Below are 17024 nucleotides of genomic sequence, written 5' to 3'. Positions count from 1 at the left end.
CCGCTATTCGGCATCCAACCAAACCCCACACCCCATTTGCCAGTAAACTCTCCCCCCTCACGCCGCTCTCCTCTTCCCTGCGGCTCACCTGATTGTTTGCGGAGTTTGCCTTGCGTCTGTTTCACACCTCCGACTGGCACCTGGGGCAGAACCTCCATGGCCAGGAACGCGATTTCGAGCATGCCTGCTTTCTTGAATGGCTGTTGCGCCAGCTGGCGCTGCACAGCCCTGATGTGCTGCTGATTGCCGGCGATATCTTCGACACGGTCAACCCACCGGTCAAAGCCCAGGAGCGGCTGTACGACTTTATTGTCAGCGCCCATGAACAGCAGCCCGGCCTGACCATTGTGATGATCGCCGGCAACCATGACTCGGGTTCGCGCATCGAGTTGCCGGCGCCCTTGATGCGGCGTCTGCGTACCCATGCCCTGGGCCGGGTGCTGTGGCTGGACGATGGGCAGTTGGACAGTGAGCGTCTGTTGCTGCCGTTGCCCGATGCCAGCGGCGCGATTGCCGGTTGGTGCCTGGCGCTGCCGTTCCTGCGCCCGGCGGAAGTCACCGGCGCGCACCTGGGTGACGATTACCTGCGGGGCATTGGCCAGGTGCATGAATGGCTGATCGCCGCGGCCAACGCCAAGCGCCAGCCGGGCCAGGCGCTGGTCGCCATCAGCCACGCGCATATGGCCGGTGGCTCGGTATCGGAAGACTCCGAGCGCAGCCTGATCATCGGCAACGCCGAGGCCCTGCCCGCCAGTCTGTTCGGCCCCAGCATCAGTTACGTGGCCCTGGGGCATCTGCACAAGCCGCAGAAGGTCAACGGCGAGGAGCGCATCCGCTACAGCGGCTCGCCGATTCCGCTGTCGTTCTCCGAGATCGGCTACCAGCACCAGATCCTCGATATCCAGCTCGACGGCGAAACCCTGGTCAGCGTCGAGCCGCGGTTGATCCCGCGGGCTGTCAACCTGCAACGCCTGGGCCCGGCACCGCTGGCGGAGATCCTGCTGCAACTGGCCGAGTTGCCGGACATCGACCTGCTGGCCGAAGAACAGCGCCAGCCCTGGCTGGAAGTGCGGGTGCGCCTGGACGAGCCGCAGCCGGACCTGCGCCAGCAAGTGGAAAGCGCCCTGCAGGGCAAGGCCGTGCGCCTGGTGCGCATAGCCGCCGAATACGCCGGCAACGGCGGCCACGAGGGCGACGACGGCGCCGCGCAACTGGTGGAGCTGGACCAGCTCAGCCCGCAAGACCTGTTCAGCCGCGCCTGGCTGGACAGCTACGGCAGCGAGGTGGATGAGCAGACCCTCAAGGACTTCGCGCAACTGCTCCAGGAAGTGCAGCACGAGGAGGAGCAGCCATGAAGATTCTTGCCATCCGCCTGAAGAACCTGGCCTCCCTGGCCGGCCCCTTTGAAATCGACTTCACCGCCGAGCCCCTGGCCAGCGCCGGGCTGTTCGCCATTACCGGGCCCACCGGCGCCGGCAAGAGCACCCTGCTCGACGCCCTGTGCCTGGCGCTGTTCGGCGCGGTGCCGCGGCTGAACAATATCGGCCGCGAAACCAAGGTGCCGGAGGTCGACAGCGAAATGCTCACCAGCGACCCGCGCACCCTGCTGCGCCGTGGCACCGGCAGCGGCTACGCCGAGGTCGACTTCGTCGGCATCGACGGCCATCGCTACCGCGCCCGCTGGGAAACCAACCGAGCCCGGGACAAGGCCAACGGCAAGCTGCAGGCCAGCAAGCAGAGCCTGCACGACCTGGACAGCAACCAACTGTTGGCCAGCCAGAAGCGCGACTACGAGCAATTGATCGAAGCCAAGCTGGGGCTCAACTTCGAGCAGTTCACCCGCGCGGTGATGCTGGCCCAGAGCGAGTTCAGCGCCTTTCTCAAGGCCGATGACAAGGAACGCAGCGAGCTGCTGGAAAAGCTCACCAACACCTCGATCTACAGCCAGCTCGGGCGGCGCGCCTACAGCAAGAGCAAGGACGCCGAGGAACAGCACAAGACCCTCAAGGCCCAGGCCAACGGCATCACCCCGCTGGAGCCCGAGGCACGGGCCGAGCTGGACCAGCGCTTCGACGCCGCCCAGCAGCAGCTCAAGGCCCAGCAGGCGCAGCTCAAGCAGCTGGAGCTGCAACACGGCTGGCTCAAGGAATTGCAGCAGTTGCAAGACCAGCAGCAGAGCGCCGCCGAGCAACTGCAACAGGCACAAATAGCCTGGGAAGGCCTGGCCAGCGAGCGGACCCGGCTGACCCGCCTGGAGCAACTGGCGCCGCAACGCCATCAGTTCGCCCGGCAGGTGGAACTGAACCAGCAACTGACGCCACTGCGCGAACAGATTCGGCAACAGCGCCAGCAACAAGGCGCGGAGCAACAACGCCAAAGCGAACTGGAGCAACAACTGAGCACGGCCCAGGCCGCGCTGCTCGGCGCCCGGGAACAGCAAAACACCAGCGCGCCGCTGCTGCGCGAGGCCTTTGCCGAGCAAAGCACCCTCGCCCACCTGGGCAAGACCTGCGGTGAAGCCGGCGCATTCAAGGACAAGCTGCAACTGGCCAGCGAGCAAGGCCAGCAGGCGATCCAGGCCATGCTCGAACAGCAGCGCCTGGTGGGCGAACGCTTGCAGCGGATTGCCGAACAGCTGGAACACAGTACTCATCTGGCGCCGCTGAGCGATGCCTGGAACGCCTACCGCGATCGCCTGCAACAGCTGATGCTGGCCGGCAACCGGCTGAACAAGGGCCAGGAAGAACTGCCCGGCCTGCAACAACGGGCCGCCAGCGCCGCGCAGCAACTGGCCGCGCAACGCGATGAACTGCAAGTGCTGTACAGCGAAGCCGGCGCCGAGCCCCACGCGGTGGCCGAACAGTTGCAGATCCTCAGTGACCTGCTGCAAGACAACCGCAAGCAACAGCGCGCCTTCGAAGAACTGGCGCGGCTGTGGGCCAGCCAACAGGAATTGGACAAACGCGGCGCGGAACTGGCGGACAAACTGCAGGCCGCGGCGCGCGAGCGCGAAGAGCTGAACCGGATCGGCCTGCAGAGCAAGGCGGAACTGACAGTCGCCGAACAGACCCTGACGGTGACCCAGCAGCTACTGGAGCGCCAGCGCCTGGCGCGCAGTGCCAGTGTCGAAGAGCTGCGCGAGCAATTACAGGACGATCAGCCCTGCCCGGTCTGCGGCAGCCACGAGCATCCCTACCATCAGCCCGAGGCGCTGTTGCAGAGCCTGGGGCGCCACGACGAAAGCGAAGAAGCCAACGCGCGCAAGGCGGTGGATGAACTCAAGGAGAAACTCGCCGAGCTGCGCAGCCAGGTCGGCGGCCTGATCGCCCAGCAGAAGGAATTCCTCCAGCAACAGGAACACCTGGCAAGCCAACAGCAGGCCCTGGCGCCAAGCATCGAAGCTCATCCGTTGTCGGCGGCGCTGCTCGACCAGGACGCCGGCAAGCGCGATGCCTGGTTGAACCAGCAACTGAGCCAGTTGAACCAGAGCATCCAGCAGGACGAACAGCGCCAAGGCGCTCTGCTGAAACTGCAAAAGGACGCCGGGCGCCTGCAACAGCAACTGCAGGCAACGATCGAAGCCAGCCACGAGGCCACGCACCACCTGACCCAGCAGCAACAGCAGCTGGGCGCGGACCGCCAGCGCCTGGAAGAAGAGCTGTCGGCCTTCGCCACCCTGCTGCCGGCCGACACCCTCGAAGCCCTGCGCAACGACCCGGCCGCGACCTTTATGCAGATCGACCAGCAGGTCATGCAGCGCCTGGAGCAGCTCGACCAGCAGAAGGAAGAAGCGCAAGAGCAGCAACAGCGCCAGCTGGCCCTGGACAAGGAACAGGACCGTCAGCAGACCCGCGCGCAGCAACTGCAAGCCGCCCAGGAGCAATTCAATGCCCTGGCCGAGCAACAGCAAGCCGCCCACAACAAGCTCGCGCAACTGCTGGGCGAACACAGCAGTGCCGAGCAGTGGCAGCAGCATCTGGAACAGGCCGTGGAACAGGCGCGCGCCGCCGAGGTGCTGGCCAACCAGCAGTTGCAGGAAGTCCGCCGCCTGCTGGTGCAGCTGGGCGCGGAACTGCAAGGCAAGGAGGAGCGCCTGCTGGCCCTGGAAGCCGAGCAGCAGGAACTGGGCAGCAAGATCGCCGACTGGCGCCAGCAGCACCCGGAGCTGGACGACGGCGCGCTGGAGCAATTGCTCAGCCTCGACGACCAGCAGGTCGCCGCGCTGCGCCAGCAGCTGCAAGAGCGGGAAAAGGCGGTGGAACAGGCCAGGGTCCTGGTCACCGAACGCGAGCAGCGCCTACACAGCCATCAGGCCCAGCACGACGGCCAGCTCGACGCCGAACAACTGGCCGGCGCCCTGGGCGAGCTGCACAACCAGCTGGCCGCCAGCGAACAGCTGAGCGCCGAACTGCGCGCCCAGCAGACCGAGGACCAGCGTCGGCAAGACGCCAACCAGGCGCTGGGCGAGCAGATCGCCCAGGCCTACAGCGAATGGCAGCGCTGGGCGCGACTCAATGCCTTGATCGGTTCGGCCAGCGGCGACACCTTCCGCAAGATCGCCCAGGCCTACAACCTCGATCTGCTGGTGCATCACGCCAACGCGCAACTGCGCCAGCTGGTGCGGCGCTATCGCCTCAAGCGCGGCGGCAGCATGCTCGGCCTGCTGGTGATGGACACGGAAATGGGCGATGAACTGCGCTCGGTGCATTCGCTGTCCGGCGGCGAGACCTTCCTGGTGTCCCTGGCGCTGGCCCTGGGCCTGGCGTCCATGGCGTCCAGCACGCTGAAGATCGAGTCGCTGTTTATCGACGAAGGCTTCGGCAGCCTCGATCCGGAATCCCTGCAACTGGCGATGGACGCCCTCGACGGCTTACAGGCCCAGGGGCGCAAGGTGGCGGTGATTTCCCACGTGCAGGAAATGCACGAGCGGATTCCGGTGCAGATCCAGGTACAGCGCCAGGGCAACGGCCTGAGTACCCTGGAGGTGAAATGAATACGTTGTATTCGTTCCGCCGCTGCCCCTACGCCATGCGTGCGCGCCTCGCGCTGCGCTACAGCGGGGTGCCGCTGGAGATCGTCGAAGTCAGCCTCAAGGCCAAGCCGGCGGCGATGCTGGCGCTGTCGCCCAAGGGCACGGTGCCGGTGCTCAGCGTTGACGGCCGGGTGATCGACGAAAGCCTGGATATCATGCGCTGGGCCCTGGCCCAGCACGATCCGCAGGATTGGTTACTGAAGGACGATGGGCCGGCGCAGCACCGGATCGACACGCTGATCGCGGAAAACGACCAGGTGTTCAAGCTGCACCTCAATCGCTACAAATACGCCGAGCGTTATCCCGAGCAGCCGATGGAGCATTACCGCGGCCAGGGAGAAGTATTTCTACGGCAGTTGGATGAGCTGTTGAGCCAGCACGATTACCTGCTGGCGGATCACCCGAGCCTGGCGGACATGGCCCTGGCGCCGTTCGTGCGGCAGTTCGCCCATGTCGATCGCGAATGGTTCGCGCAGACGCCTTACCGGCATTTGCAGCGCTGGTTGCAGCGGTTCCTGGAGTCGAAGCTGTTTGTCGAGGTCATGGCCAAGGCCTGAACTTGCCCTCCCTTCTTTTGTAGGAGCGAAGCTTGCTCGCGAAAAAAACCACAACGATAACGCGATATGACGGATACATCGCCGCTGCGCGGCTATCGCGAGCAAGCTTCGCTCCTACAGAAGATTGTGTTGTTTCGAGAGTTGCATTCAGGCCAGCACACTGCACATCCGCAACGCCGAGCAATCGACGCTGAACGGACCGAAGAACGCGGCCTTGGGTTTGGCTGGCGGGTTGCCGGCCAGCAGGCCCAGGGCCTTGGCGGTTTCGATGTTGTGGGCGATGTTGTGATTGCATTCGATGGCCCGGGCCAGCGAGCCCGCCGAGCCCTGCCCTATCCCCAGCAAGGACGCGCCATTGGTCATGAACGCCAGGACGGCAATGACCCAGAACCTGCGTCCTTTCATAGCAGCGCCACTCCCGCATCCGCAGGGTGTTCGGCGGCTTGCGCGCGGTGCTCGAACTGGATGGCCGGGTAAGCGACTTGGATCGGCGGCTGCACTGCCGACGGGGTCTGGGCCGAGAGGCTGACCAGGAGGACCATGGCCAGGTACAGGCCAATGGCGACATAGGCGCCGCGCTTGGCAGAGGTGAGGATCGAGTGGGCCATGGTGGTCTCCGTGGGCATGTTTGCGTGCCCACAGAATCCGTTAAAAGCGCCCGTCGCAGAAACAACCTCGGTGCATAGTCACCATCAGTTGGATTGATCGTGAATCCACGGCCAATCAATCCTCAAGCAGGGTCAGCATGCGCTCGCGGGAGGTTTCCGGCTCGCCTTCGACGGGCTGGGCAGCCGAGAGAATCGGGGTGGAATAGAGGAACAGAAGAACCACTGCCAGACGCATCGCCATGCTGTCGATCCTTGGAAAGGAGGAGTCAATTAATTAGCGTCAAATTTAAACATATGGCGATATGACATTACCAAGCTAATTTGCCTGGCATGAGGGAAAACGTCGCATACAGGTGATGCAGGAGCGACATCACTGCCGGTCCGCTGGATGAACGAGTCCATCCAGGGAAGCCAGTGACTTCGCTCCTGCATACCTGGGCATTGCGGGGAATTTCAGTGTTGGATCTTGTGATCCAGGGCGGCGTAGAAGTTGGCGCTCTGTTGCAGGTATTTCTGGGTGTAGGTGTTGGTCGCGGATTTTTTCTCGCTGATTTCCACGTTGGCGCTGGCTGGCAGGGCCACGGTAGCGGAGATGGCGGAAGCGGCGATCACGGAGAAGAGATTGAAGTTCATTGGGTAACCCTCGTATGCAGTCGGCTTGTTTGCCCGGAAGCCTTGATGCGCCGGGCCGTGAAGCAAAACTACGCCCGAGGGTTGGCGGGTTGAAATCTTTTCCAGCAGTAGCAGATATCAGCGTCATTAATAGAAAGGCTCAGGCCCCGTCAACCGGGGCCTGTGGCTTATTGACGCACCAGGAACTTGATATCGCTGGGTGAATCGAACGGCAGTTTCTGCACGGTCTTGCCGAGGAAACCGGTCTTGGCGTCGCGCTCGATCACCACGATTTCGTTGCTCTTCTGGTTGCCGATCAGCACGTACTTGTTGCTCGGATCGAGGCTGAACTCACGAGGGTGATCGCCCTCCACCGAACGGCGCTGGATCTCCTTGAGCTGGCCGGTGGCTTCGTCGATGGCGAACACCAGCAACTGATTGGCCGTGCCGCGGTTGCTCACGTACAGGTACTTGCCGTCTTTCGAGGCATGCAGCGCGCCCGCTGCCTTCTTGTCCTTGCCGCCGCTGGTCAAGTCGAGGATCTGTTTCTGGCTCAGCTTGCCGTCCTGGTAATCGAACATCACCACCTGGGCGCTCATTTCCAGGGTCAGGTAGGCGTGCTTGCCATCGGCGCTGAACAGCAGGTGCCGTGGGCCGCTGCCCGGCGGCAGCTCGACGAACGCCGGCTCGGCCGCGGTCAGGGGGCGCTCGGCGTTGGCCTTGGGGTCGTAGCGGTAGACGAAGATCTTGTCCGCGCCCAGGTCGCTGGCGAACACGAACTGGCCGTCCGGCGACGACACCACCGAATGCACGTGGGCCGCCACCTGGCGCTCGGGGTTGACCCGGCTGCCTGGGTGGCTGCTGAGCTGGACCACCGGCGACAGCTTGCCATCGGCGCTGACCGGCACTACCGCAAGGCTGCCGCCCGGATCTTCGACCACCGAATAGTTGCTGACGAACAGGTAGCGGCCATCGCCGCTCAGGCTGGAATGCGTCGGCTCGTTGCCCAGGCTCTGCACCTGGTTGATCGGGTTCAGCTTGCGGCTCTTGGCTTCGATGCCAAAGCTGCTGACCCGGCCGATCGGGTCGGCTTGTCCTGGCCCGTTCTCGTTGACCACGAACAGCTGTTTCTGGTCCTTGGACAGGGTCAGCCAGGACGGGTTGGCGCTCTTGACCACCTGCAGCGGCTTGGCGTCGATCTTGCCGGTGCGGCCGTCGAACTTGAGGCGGTAGATGCCTTCGCTCTGGCCCTGGGTGTAGGAACCGACCAGCAGTTCCTGGGTCTCGACCGGCGCGGCCTGCACGGCCATGGCGCCGACACTGCCAGCCATCAGCAGTGGCCAGAAGTTACGCATCCTCATGTTCATCCTCCTCATCGTTACGGGCACTGAAAGCACTCATGCACACCAGGCGGTGCTCACCGGAATCGCCGACGATGGTCCAGCTCTGCAGGGTATCGTCGAAGGTCGCGGCGGTGACCTGGGCCAGGCTGAAACTCCAGCGCTTGGCCGCGCGGCCGTCCATGCATTCGATCAGCAGCTGTTGGTCGTCAAGGGTGAAGTCGAAGGCATGCAGCCCGTCGATTTCCAGCATGTCGCAGGCTTGGAGGGCAGTCAGCAAAGTGTCTGTAGCGGCAGTCATGGTCGTCAGTCAGCAATGGAAAGCGGCCATGATAGCGGGTCCGGCGCGGCGCGGCTGTAGTGGCATTGCAAAGTTCGCCATCTACTGCCCCCTGTAGCCGCTGCCGCAGGCTGCGCCAGGGCCGAAGGCCCTCCTGGGCCCGGAAGACCGCCGCGACCGTGCCAGTCGATCGCAGCCTCGCGGGCTCGGCAGCGGCTACAGGCCATGGAGACGGGCAATAAAAAACCGCGACCTGGGTCGCGGTTTTGGTTGATGCCTCGAAACTTAGTGGGCGAACAGCGAGTTGCCCTTCTGCCCCGCCAGTTTCTCCGGTTTGATCAGGAACCGCGCCAGCGCCGGCAGCAGCCACAACGCGCCGAACATGTTCCACAGGAGCATGAAGGTCAGCATCAGGCCCATGTCGGCCTGGAACTTGATGGCCGAGAAGATCCAGGTAGCCACGCCGATGGCCAGGCACAGGCCGGTGAACAGCACCGCCTTGCCGGTGGATTTCAGGGTCTGGTAGTAGGCCTCCTGCAACGGCAGGCCGGCACGCAGGAAGCTTTCCAGGCGGCTGTAGATGTAGATCCCGTAGTCCACGCCGATCCCCACCCCGAGCGCCACCACCGGCAAGGTCGCGACCTTTACGCCAATGCCCATGAACGCCATCAGCGCGTTACCCAGCACCGAAGTCAGCACCAGCGGCAACACGATGCACAGGGTTGCCGCCCAGGAGCGGAAGGTGATCATGCACATGACCGCCACGCAGATGTACACCAGCACCAGGATGGTCAGTTCCGAGCGCTTGATCACTTCGTTGGTGGCCGCCTCGATCCCGGCGTTACCCGCCGCCAGCAGGAACTCCAGGCCCTCCTTGTTGTGCTCCTTGGCGAACTCCTGCACCGCATGCACCGCGCGGTCGAGGGTCTCGGCCTTGTGGTCGTTGAGGAAGATCAGCACCGGCGCCAGCGAGCAGTTGTTGTTGTACAGGCCGTCGGCCCGCGCGATGGAGTTGTTCAGCACATCCGGGTTGCGCGACAGGGTTTCCCATTTCAGGTTGCCCTCGTTCATGCCCTTGATCATCTGCTTGGACACGGTCACCAGGGAAATCGCCGACTGCACGCCCTCGGTGTTCTGCATCTTCCACATCAGCTCGTCGATCGGCGCCATGGCTTCGTAGCGCGAGCAGCCTTCGGAGGCGGTCTTGACCATCACCACCAGCACGTCGGAACTGGTGGAGTAGTTGTTGATGATGAAGTTGTTGTCCTTGTTGTAGCGCGAGTCCGGACGCAGTTCCGGCGCGCCCTGGTCGAGGTCGCCGATCTTCAGGTTCTGGCTGTACCAGAGGCCGCCACCGAAGGCCAGCAGGGCCAGGAAGATCGACACCGGGGCGACTTTCGGGCTGGCGAAATTCGACAGCAGGCGCCAGAACGGATGCTCGCGGGTGGCGTCCTTCTTGCTGCGCTCGATCGCGCGCTTGCTGATGCCGACATAGGAAATCGCCACCGGCAGCAGGATCAGGTTGGTGAACACGATCACCGCCACGCCGATGGACGCGCCGATGGCCAGTTCGCGAATCACCCCGATGTCGATGATCAACAGGGTGATGAAGCCCACGGCGTCGGCGAGGATCGCGATCATCCCCGGCAGGAACAGCTGGCGGAAGGTGCGCCGGGCCGCGGTCAGGGCGTTGTCGGCACCGCTGGATTGCAGGGCGATACCGTTGATTTTCTGCACGCCGTGGGAAATGCCGATGGCGAAGATCAGGAACGGCACCAGCATCGAATAAGGGTCGAGGCCAAAGCCCACGGCGTGCATCAGGCCCAGCTGCCAGACCACCGCCACCAGGGTGGTGATGAGCACGGCGATGGTGCTGCGGATGCACCAGGTGAACCAGTACAGCAGCACCAGGGTGATCAGGAAGGCGACGCCAAAGAACATCACCACCATGATCAGCCCGTCGATCAGGTCGCCGACCTTCTTGGCGAAACCGACGATATGAATCTTCACATTGGGGTTCTGCGCCTCGAACTTGTCGCGGATCTTTTCCTCAAGCTCGTGGGAGAACTTCTGGTAGTCCAGGGCCAGCAACTTGCCCTGGTCCTCCGGGTCCGGGTAGGACTCCAGCAGCGGGATGTCGACGATGCTCGACTTGAAGTCGTTGGCCACCAGGCGCCCGACCTGGCCCGACTTGAGCACGTTGTTGCGCAGCAGGTCGAGGCTGTCGGCCGAGCCGTTGTAGCTCTGCGGGATCACTTCGCCGCCGGCGAAGCCTTCCTCCGTCACTTCGGTCCAGCGCACGCTGGGGCTCCACAGCGATTTCAGGCCCGAGCGGTCGACGCCGGAGATGTAGAACACCTCGTCATGGATCTGCCGCAGCGTCTCCATGTACTCCTTGGTGAAGATGTCACCGTCCTTGGCCTCCACCGAAATGCGCACGGTGTTGCCCAGGTTCGCCAGGTCGTTGCGATGCTCCATCATCTTCTCGATGAAGGGATGCTCGAGCGGGATCATTTTTTCGAAGCTGGTGGACGGCTTGATCAGCGTGGCCTGCCAGAACAGGAAAACGCTGACCAGCAGGCAGATGACGATCACTGCCGGGCGGTTGTTGAAAATCAGACGCTCGAGAAACGTCGCCTTGTCGGTTTGATGACTGCTCATGGAAGTGTTCCCGCCTTCTTATTATTGGCCCGGCTTGCTTGCCCTGATTATTTTCCGAGATCGGCGCCATTCGACGAGGTCGAGCGCACACCGCCCTGCCCCGCCAGAATCAGGTTGCCATTGCCGGCTGCCGTCACCGCTGCCAGGGAGATCCGGTCCGGACGGTTGTAGACGCTGAAGGTCACGCCGTTGTCGGTGCTGCGCACCACGCTGCCGCCGTTGCCGACGATCACCAGCGAGCCGTCGTCCAGCAGCGTGGCGCCGGACAGGCCGAACTCCAGGCTGCCGCGGGCGGCCTTGAGCTCGACCTGTTCCCAGGTGCTGCCGAAGTCGGTGGAACGATAGAGGTTGCCGCGCAGGCCGTAAGCCAGCAGCGTGGCGGGCTGGGCGGTGCCGATCACGCCGAAGAACGAACCTTCATAAGGGCCTTCGAGGCGTTCCCAGGTCTGCCCCCAGTCGGCGGAGCGGAACATGCTGCCCTGCTCGCCGACGATAAACAGGCCGGAATCCTTCACCGCGGCGATGGCGTTGAGGTGGTACTGGTCTTCGTTGTCCAGGCGGTCGCTGGCGTCTTCCCAGTGCTTGCCGCCGTCGGTGGTGGCCAGCAGCGCGCCGTAGGCACCCACGGCAAAACCGTTGCTGGTGTCCTGGAACCACAGGTCCAGCAGCGGCGCTTCGCGCTTGAGGTCTTCGAACTGCTTGGTCCAGGTCAGGCCGCCGTCTTCGCTGGCGAGCACCTGGGCATCGTGGCCGACGGCCCAGCCGTGCTGGGCATCGACGAAATACACCGCAGTCAGCAGTTGCCGGGTCGGTACCTTGGCCTGGGTCCAGGTCTGGCCCTGGTCGTCGGAATAGAGAATGTGCCCGCGATCGCCAACGGCGACCAGGCGCGAACCGGCATGCACGACATCGAGCATCAGGCCCTTGCTGGCCTTGGCCGATTCGGTGGAATAGACAGTGTCCGCCGCGGACGCAGCGGCCTGGACCGGGGCCGGCAACAGGGCGACCCCCAACAGCGAGAGCGCTGTAGCCAGCAACGCAAATCTGCGCAAGGCCGGCGGGCGGCAGGAACTCACACCCATGACAGGCTCACTCATAGACCTTTCCCCCATTTATTATTGTTAGGTCGTTCAACCTTTACAGGGCGCCGTTCGGGGCATGGGATCCAGGACACCGTCCTGAAACCTGCAATCTAGAGCCCCTTCGGAAGCTGACCTATCCTATCGGGCTTTAGAAACGTCTGACAATCGACGCCACGTTATCTTTTGTTAACCACCGCACCCTGCCTGGAACCTGACTGCTCAGTCGATACTGAGGCAACGTACGAAGCGTAGCTGAGGCTGGAACACCAACGCCGCGGACTACGCCCCTCGATCCCCAAGCATCTGCAGCTGATAGCCGCGCAAAGACTGATTCAGGCCATGGGCTGCGCCTCCCGGCTTTGGCTATGATTGAGCTGCGTGTTCTGCAAGCCGGACTTCAGGAGTGAGCCATGATTGCCATACGCGAGGCGTGGAAAGCCGGATTGCTGGGACGCGCGCACTGGGCCCGCAACCTGGTGTCCGGGGTGATTGTCGGCGTGGTGGCGCTGCCGTTGGCCATGGCCTTCGCCATCGCCTCCGGGGTCAAGCCTGAACAGGGGATTTACACCGCCATCGTCGGCGGCCTGCTGGTGTCGCTGTTCGGCGGCAGCCGCTTGCAGATCGCCGGGCCCACCGGGGCCTTTATCGTGATTCTGGCCGGGGTCACCGCCAAGTACGGGGTCAACGGCCTGCAACTGGCGACCATGATGGCCGGGATCATCCTGTTCCTGCTGGGCATCAGCCGCCTGGGGGCCCTGATCAAGTTCATCCCGGACCCGGTGATACTCGGCTTTACCGCCGGGATCGGGGTGATCATCTGGGTCAGCCAGTGGAAGGACTTCTTCGGCCTGCCCGCCGTCGGCGGCGAGCACTTTCACCAGAAGCTCTGGCACCTGCTGCAGGCCCTGCCCGACCTGCACCTGGCCACCACCCTGCTGGCCCTGCTCAGCCTGGCGCTGTTGTGGGGCGTGCCCAGGGTCGCGCAACTCAAACGCCTGCCCGCGCCCCTGGTCGCCATGACCCTGGCCACGGCCCTGCAGTCACTGTTCCAGTTCGACGGCGTGGCCACCATCGGCAGTGCCTTCGGCGGCATTCCCCAGGGTTTGCCGGCGCTGCAGCTGCCCGAGATCAGCCTGCCCCGGGTGCTGGACCTGATCGGCCCGGCCTTCGCCATCGCCATGCTCGGCGCCATCGAGTCGCTCTTGTCGGCGGTGGTGGCCGACGGCATGGCCGGCACCCGCCACGACTCCAACCAGGAACTGATCGGCCAGGGCATCGCCAACCTGGCCACGCCGCTGTTCGGCGGATTCGCCGCCACCGGCGCGATTGCCCGCACCGCGACCAATATCCGCAACGGCGGCAGCAGCCCGCTGGCGGGCATCGTCCACGCGCTGGTCCTGGTGCTGATCATCCTGTTTCTCGCGCCGCTGGCGGCCAATATCCCGCTGTGCGCCCTGGCCGCGATCCTGTTCGTGGTGGCCTACAACATGAGCGAGCTGCACCACTTCAAGCGCATGGTGCAACGGGCACCCCGGGCGGACGTGGCGATTCTGCTGGCCACCTTTACCCTCACGGTGTTCAGCGACCTGGTGATCGCGGTGAATATCGGGGTGATTCTGGCGATGCTGCATTTCCTGCGGCGCATGGCCTCCTCGGTGGAGGTGCAACAGGTGGTGGAACAGGACCTGCAGCACGAGCTGCACGGCAACGGCCAGTTGCATCTGCCACCGGGCGTGCTGATCTACACCATCGAGGGGCCGCTGTTCTTTGGTGCCGCGGAGACTTTCGAACGAGCGCTGGCCCAGACCCACAGCGACCCGCAGGTGCTGATCATTCGCCTGAGACACGTGCCTTTCATGGACATCACGGGCTTGCAGATGCTGGAGGAAGTGATTGGCCAACTGCACAAGCGCGCGATTGTGGTGAAGCTGTGCGAAGCCAACCTCAAGGTCCACACCAAGCTTGAGCGGGTCGGCATCCTGCACGCCATCGGCACGCAGAACTATCACCCTGACCTGAGCAGCGCCCTGACCACCACCCTGTAGCCGCTGCCGCAGGCTGCGAACGGCCCGCAGGGACGCAAGAGGCTGGACGGGAGATCGTCGGGCAAGCCCCTGCGGGGCTTTTCGCAGCCTCGCAGGCTCGGCAGCGGCTACAGCTGTCGAGCCTACATAGGCCCAAGCCCGGGGTCAGGCGAGGCTTTTGCTCACGACCTCAAAGACATCGCTGGACAGCTCGCCGGAAGCACGAATGCGCTCCAGCTCGCCTTTCATCAGCGCCTGGCGGGCGCTGTCGTATTTGCGCCAGCGGGTCAGCGGCGCCAGTTGCCGCGAGGCGATCTGCGGGTTGAAGCCGTTGAGCTGGATCACCAGGTCGGCCAGGAAGCGATAGCCGGAGCCGTCCGCGGCGTGGAAGTTGATCAGGTTCTGGCCGGCGAAGGCGCCGATCAGCGCGCGTACCTTGTTCGGGTTCTTGATGTTGAACGCCGGGTGCTGCATCAAGGCCTTGACCCGCTCCAGCCCGCCCGGCAGCGTGCTGCCGGCCTGGACGCTGAACCACTGGTCCATGACCAGGGCGTTGTCCTTGAAGTGCTCGGCGAACACCGCCAGGGCCTTGGCCTTCTCGGCCTCGAACGGCGAGTTGACCAGCACCGCCAGCGCGGTCAGGCGCTCGGTCATGTTGTCGGCGGCGTCGAACTGTTCGATGGCCGCCGCCAGCACTTGCGGCTTCTCGGTGAGCATCAGGTACGACAGCGCGATGTTTTGCAGGGCGCGGCGGGCGAAGTGCTCGGACTCGGCCACATAGGCGGTGGCCTTGGAGACCTCGCGATTGGCCTGGTAACGCTTCCACAACGCATCGAACAGGCGGTCGGCCAGTTGCTGGCGGGCGAACTCGCGCGCCACGTGAATGGCCTCGACATCCGCCACTTCGCTGATCTCGGTCAGGTAGGCCTCGCCCGGCAGCGAAAGCATTTCCGCGACCATGGCCTGGTCCAGGCTGTCATCGGCCAGCAGCGTGCCCAGCGCGGTGACCAGACGCGGGTCCAGCACCAGCGCCTGGCCCTGCTGATGCTGGGCAATCAGGTCTTGCAGCACCTGCACCGCCAGTTGCTGGCCGGCGTCCCAACGGTTGAAACCGTCGCTGTCGTGCTGCATGAGGAACATCAGCTGGTCGCGGTTGTACGGGAAGCTCAGCTTCACCGGCGCCGAGAAGCCGCGGAGCAAGGACGGCAGTGGCTGTTCGGCGATGTCGACGAAGGTGAAGGTCTGCTCGGCTTCGGTCACCGAGATCACCCGCGAAGTGCCTTGCGCGGCGGCTTCGCCAGCCAGGCGCAGGGCAATCGCCGCGCCCTTGGCGTCCAGCAGGCCCAGCTCGACCGGAATCACGAACGGCAGTTTTTCCACCTTGTCCGGGGTTTGCGGGCAGCTCTGGCGGAAGGTCAGGCTGTAGGTCTTCGCCTTCGCGTCATAGGCCTCGCTGACCGCCAGGCGTGGGGTGCCGGCCTGGCTGTACCAGCGCTTGAACTGGCCCAGGTCGATGCCGTTGGCGTCTTCCATGGCCTTGACGAAATCGTCGCAGGTCACGGCCTGGCCGTCGTGGCGCTCGAAGTACAGGTCGCTGCCCTTGCGGAAGCCTTCGGCGCCCACCAGGGTGCGGATCATGCCGACCACTTCCGAACCCTTCTCGTACACGGTCAGGGTGTAGAAGTTGGAGATCTCGATAAAGCTTTCCGGGCGCACGGCGTGGGCCATGGGCCCGGCGTCTTCGGCGAACTGGTGGGTGCGCAGGTAGGCCACGTCCTGGATGCGCTTGACCGTGCGCGAGTTCATGTCCGAGGAGAAGCCGGCATCGCGAAATACCGTGAAGCCTTCCTTGAGCGACAGCTGGAACCAGTCGCGGCAGGTCACGCGGTTGCCCGACCAGTTGTGGAAGTATTCGTGGGCGACGATCGCCTCGACCCGCTGGTGCGCGGCGTCGGTGGCGGTTTCGGCGCGGGCCAGCACGGCGCTGGAGTTGAAGATGTTGAGGCCCTTGTTCTCCATGGCGCCCATGTTGAAGTCGTTGACCGCGACGATCATGAAGATGTCCAGGTCGTACTCACGGCCGTAGGTCTGTTCGTCCCAGCGCATGGACTTCTTCAGGCTGGTCATGGCGTGCTGGCACTTGTCGATGTTTTCCGGCTCGACGTAGATGCGCAGCGCGACTTCGCGCTGGTTCATGGTGGTGAAGCTGTCCTCGACGCACCACAAATCGCCCGCCACCAGGGCGAACAGGTAGGCCGGCTTCATGAACGGGTCTTCCCAGGTCGCCCAGTGCCGGCCGTCTTCGCCCGGCCCGCTGGCGGTCGGGTTGCCGTTGGACAACAGCACCGGGTAGCTGTGCTGCTCGGCCACCACGGTGGTCGTGAACTTGCTCATCACATCCGGGCGGTCGAGGTAGTAGGTGATCTTGCGAAAGCCTTCGGCCTCGCACTGGGTGCAGAACATGCCGCCGGACTTGTACAGGCCTTCCAGGGCGGTGTTGCTTTCCGGGTGGATCTTGACGCTGGTGTCGACGGTGAAGGATTCACTGGTCGGCTGCAGGGTCAGGTGGTTGGCGCTCAGCTGGTAATCCGCGGCCGTCAGCTCGCGATCGCCCAGGGACACCGACAGCAGCTCCAGCTGCTGGCCGTCGAGCACCAGCGGCGGCAGGCCGGCGCCATGCGCCGGGTTACGGCGCATCACCAGTTGCGCATGGACCAGGCTGTGGTCCTCGAACAACTCGAAGGTCAGGTGCGTTTCGTCGATCAGGTACTCGGGCGCCTGATAGTCCTTCAGGTAAATCATCTTCGGTTGTTCGGTGCGCATGCGGC

Annotated in this window: 13 protein-coding genes; 4 read left to right on the top strand and 9 right to left on the bottom strand. The window is 64.1% G+C overall.

What is annotated here, in order from left to right; translation table 11 throughout:
- The first annotated feature begins 110 nt into the window (after positions 1 to 110).
- Genes C4K27_RS14285 through C4K27_RS14275 form a run of 3 tightly spaced genes read left to right on the top strand, consistent with a single transcriptional unit; the run spans position 111 to position 5589 of the window.
- On the top strand, positions 111 to 1355 hold the full coding sequence (locus C4K27_RS14285; RefSeq protein ID WP_053260936.1) for an exonuclease SbcCD subunit D C-terminal domain-containing protein: 1245 nt from the start codon (positions 111 to 113) through the stop codon (positions 1353 to 1355).
- Complete coding sequence (locus tag C4K27_RS14280) at positions 1352 to 4993, top strand: AAA family ATPase (protein WP_053260935.1); 3642 nt, start codon at positions 1352 to 1354, stop codon at positions 4991 to 4993. The genes C4K27_RS14285 and C4K27_RS14280 overlap by 4 nt, the downstream gene beginning before the upstream one ends.
- Positions 4990 to 5589 (top strand): glutathione S-transferase, encoded by a 600-nt coding sequence (locus C4K27_RS14275; protein WP_053260934.1) that lies wholly within the window; start codon positions 4990 to 4992, stop codon positions 5587 to 5589. The genes C4K27_RS14280 and C4K27_RS14275 overlap by 4 nt, the downstream gene beginning before the upstream one ends.
- Before the next feature lie 147 nt (positions 5590 to 5736).
- Here C4K27_RS14275 and C4K27_RS14270 read toward each other — a convergent pair whose 3' ends face one another.
- From C4K27_RS14270 to C4K27_RS14240, 8 genes are all read right to left on the bottom strand, one after another.
- Positions 5737 to 5994 (bottom strand): hypothetical protein, encoded by a 258-nt coding sequence (locus C4K27_RS14270; protein WP_007923226.1) that lies wholly within the window; start codon positions 5992 to 5994, stop codon positions 5737 to 5739.
- On the bottom strand, positions 5991 to 6197 hold the full coding sequence (locus C4K27_RS14265; RefSeq protein WP_007923224.1) for a hypothetical protein: 207 nt from the start codon (positions 6195 to 6197) through the stop codon (positions 5991 to 5993). The genes C4K27_RS14270 and C4K27_RS14265 overlap by 4 nt, the downstream gene beginning before the upstream one ends.
- Before the next feature lie 115 nt (positions 6198 to 6312).
- Positions 6313 to 6438, bottom strand: a complete 126-nt coding sequence (locus C4K27_RS31595; RefSeq protein ID WP_007923222.1) for a hypothetical protein — start codon at positions 6436 to 6438, stop codon at positions 6313 to 6315.
- Between the two features lie 212 nt (positions 6439 to 6650).
- Entirely contained in the window at positions 6651 to 6830 is a 180-nt protein-coding gene (locus C4K27_RS14260) for a hypothetical protein (protein ID WP_007923220.1), read from the bottom strand.
- A 167-nt stretch (positions 6831 to 6997) separates the two neighbouring features.
- Complete coding sequence (locus C4K27_RS14255; RefSeq protein ID WP_053260933.1) at positions 6998 to 8170, bottom strand: lactonase family protein; 1173 nt, start codon at positions 8168 to 8170, stop codon at positions 6998 to 7000.
- On the bottom strand, positions 8157 to 8450 hold the full coding sequence (locus C4K27_RS14250) for a DUF5629 family protein (protein WP_053260932.1): 294 nt from the start codon (positions 8448 to 8450) through the stop codon (positions 8157 to 8159). Before C4K27_RS14250 ends, C4K27_RS14255 begins: the two co-directional genes overlap by 14 nt.
- Before the next feature lie 264 nt (positions 8451 to 8714).
- On the bottom strand, positions 8715 to 11090 hold the full coding sequence (locus C4K27_RS14245) for an efflux RND transporter permease subunit (protein ID WP_009043611.1): 2376 nt from the start codon (positions 11088 to 11090) through the stop codon (positions 8715 to 8717).
- Between the two features lie 47 nt (positions 11091 to 11137).
- Positions 11138 to 12187: a WD40/YVTN/BNR-like repeat-containing protein gene (locus tag C4K27_RS14240; RefSeq protein WP_053260931.1), complete on the bottom strand. Its 1050-nt coding sequence runs from the start codon at positions 12185 to 12187 to the stop codon at positions 11138 to 11140.
- Between the two features lie 395 nt (positions 12188 to 12582).
- On the opposite strand from C4K27_RS14240, the gene C4K27_RS14235 reads away from it, so the two are divergent.
- Positions 12583 to 14217, top strand: coding sequence for a SulP family inorganic anion transporter (locus C4K27_RS14235; RefSeq protein WP_053260930.1), 1635 nt, complete (start codon positions 12583 to 12585; stop codon positions 14215 to 14217).
- Between the two features lie 144 nt (positions 14218 to 14361).
- Here the strand turns inward: C4K27_RS14235 and pepN are convergent, their stop codons facing one another.
- Entirely contained in the window at positions 14362 to 17019 is a 2658-nt protein-coding gene (pepN, locus tag C4K27_RS14230) for an aminopeptidase N (protein WP_053260929.1), read from the bottom strand.
- Positions 17020 to 17024 lie beyond the last annotated feature (5 nt).

The sequence above is a fragment of the Pseudomonas chlororaphis subsp. chlororaphis genome, assembly GCF_003945765.1.
Taxonomy (GTDB): Bacteria; Pseudomonadota; Gammaproteobacteria; order Pseudomonadales; family Pseudomonadaceae; genus Aquipseudomonas; species Aquipseudomonas chlororaphis.
This window is presented reverse-complemented; position numbering and strand designations above follow the sequence as displayed.

What these genes read in the sequence shown, in the direction of transcription:
- C4K27_RS14280 (WP_053260935.1), top strand. Translation starts at nt 1,352, where the DNA reads ATGAAGATTCTTGCCATCCGCCTGAAGAACCTGGCCTCCCTGGCCGGC.
- C4K27_RS14275 (WP_053260934.1), top strand. Translation starts at nt 4,990, where the DNA reads ATGAATACGTTGTATTCGTTCCGCCGCTGCCCCTACGCCATGCGTGCG.
- C4K27_RS14270 (WP_007923226.1), bottom strand. Translation starts at nt 5,994, where the DNA reads ATGAAAGGACGCAGGTTCTGGGTCATTGCCGTCCTGGCGTTCATGACC.
- C4K27_RS14265 (WP_007923224.1), bottom strand. Translation starts at nt 6,197, where the DNA reads ATGGCCCACTCGATCCTCACCTCTGCCAAGCGCGGCGCCTATGTCGCC.
- C4K27_RS31595 (WP_007923222.1), bottom strand. Translation starts at nt 6,438, where the DNA reads ATGGCGATGCGTCTGGCAGTGGTTCTTCTGTTCCTCTATTCCACCCCG.
- C4K27_RS14260 (WP_007923220.1), bottom strand. Translation starts at nt 6,830, where the DNA reads ATGAACTTCAATCTCTTCTCCGTGATCGCCGCTTCCGCCATCTCCGCT.
- C4K27_RS14255 (WP_053260933.1), bottom strand. Translation starts at nt 8,170, where the DNA reads ATGAGGATGCGTAACTTCTGGCCACTGCTGATGGCTGGCAGTGTCGGC.
- C4K27_RS14250 (WP_053260932.1), bottom strand. Translation starts at nt 8,450, where the DNA reads ATGACTGCCGCTACAGACACTTTGCTGACTGCCCTCCAAGCCTGCGAC.
- C4K27_RS14245 (WP_009043611.1), bottom strand. Translation starts at nt 11,090, where the DNA reads ATGAGCAGTCATCAAACCGACAAGGCGACGTTTCTCGAGCGTCTGATT.
- C4K27_RS14240 (WP_053260931.1), bottom strand. Translation starts at nt 12,187, where the DNA reads ATGAGTGAGCCTGTCATGGGTGTGAGTTCCTGCCGCCCGCCGGCCTTG.
- C4K27_RS14235 (WP_053260930.1), top strand. Translation starts at nt 12,583, where the DNA reads ATGATTGCCATACGCGAGGCGTGGAAAGCCGGATTGCTGGGACGCGCG.
- pepN (WP_053260929.1), bottom strand. Translation starts at nt 17,019, where the DNA reads ATGCGCACCGAACAACCGAAGATGATTTACCTGAAGGACTATCAGGCG.